The following is a 1,120-nucleotide window of genomic DNA, read 5'->3' as shown; positions in this document are numbered from 1 at the left end:
TTTTGAGGTTTTTCGGTTTTTTAAAATTGGTTAAGTTATTGATTTATATTTCTTTAGTTTGGTGCATTTCGTATAACGACCATTATGTTAAATAGGCTCGTTCTTCGGGAAGTAAATAAACAAAGAAACCTTCAATAATTTAGTTTGGATATACTCAAGGCTTAAAGCCAAGGTTTTTTAAGTGAGGTATAAATTGTTTTTGCTGTACTGGATCACGAAGCATTTCTTTAATTTTGGATGCTAAAGCTTCATAACTTTGATTGCCAACAGCAAGGTGAGATAGTTCAGGAAGCTGGCAAAGTTGATTACCAAACATATTGATTTGTGAGTCTGTGAGCTTATAAAACTTATCTGTAGAGCTATCTGGATTGAGCTGAGAAATTTTTCTTGCCTTTTCTTTGAATGAAAAACAAATATGAGTCACTTTTCTGCCAGTTTTCTTTTGCTCATATTTTACTTCCAAAGGACTATACTCATTGATCTGCTCTACAGCAGTGTCAATTACTCGTTTTTTAAAGTCCGCAAATAATGGATATTTCGTTCCAAGCTCTAACATTTTTCGCATGCTTTCAACAGAGAGTTCTCGTTTGCCTATGGATTTATATTGCACTAATAATTCATAGATACGAATGCCATATCCACTGTTAATCCCTGCAATGTCGGATAAGGCATATTTAGTAAACTCTCTACTGAGATTAGAAATAAAAGGTAAAATTGGTTTTGAGAATCTAATACCAATAGTTCCTTGACTATCTAAAAACTGGATCTCTTGTACCCATCTCATTTTTATTGATTTATTCTCTATTGTAAGATTTATGGATCTGTCATAAAGACGATTAATACCTTCTTTAAGATCTCTATAAGCAGTTTTTTCATGAACGCCTAATAACTGCAATTCATGCACACTTACAGGATATAACACATCATCTGTAATTTCCTGACTCTTAGGAATACGACAAATAGCGGCTAGGACAATTCTCTGTTCCACAGCACTTAGCTGATATGAAGCTTCAATAACTTGATTTGATTTTACAATCTGATTTTTGTCCAAAATGAAACCATTATTTTTGTAATATATGACAAATATATATCTGTCATAGTTGGTAGTCAATACGTCATA

1 protein-coding gene is annotated in these 1,120 nt (G+C 32.6%); it reads right to left on the bottom strand.

The annotated features are described in order from the left end of the window. Nucleotides 1–154 precede the first annotated feature (154 nt). Nucleotides 155–1,051 carry a replication initiation protein RepM gene (repM, locus tag F975_RS00865; RefSeq protein WP_034425498.1) on the bottom strand — a complete coding sequence of 299 codons (897 nt, stop codon included), beginning with the start codon at nucleotides 1,049–1,051 and terminating at the stop codon, nucleotides 155–157. Nucleotides 1,052–1,120 lie beyond the last annotated feature (69 nt).

Source organism: Acinetobacter brisouisimilis (assembly GCF_000368265.1).
GTDB lineage: Bacteria > Pseudomonadota > Gammaproteobacteria > Pseudomonadales > Moraxellaceae > Acinetobacter.
The sequence above is the reverse complement of the archived record's forward strand: the minus strand, read 5'-3'. Positions and strand labels throughout refer to the sequence as shown.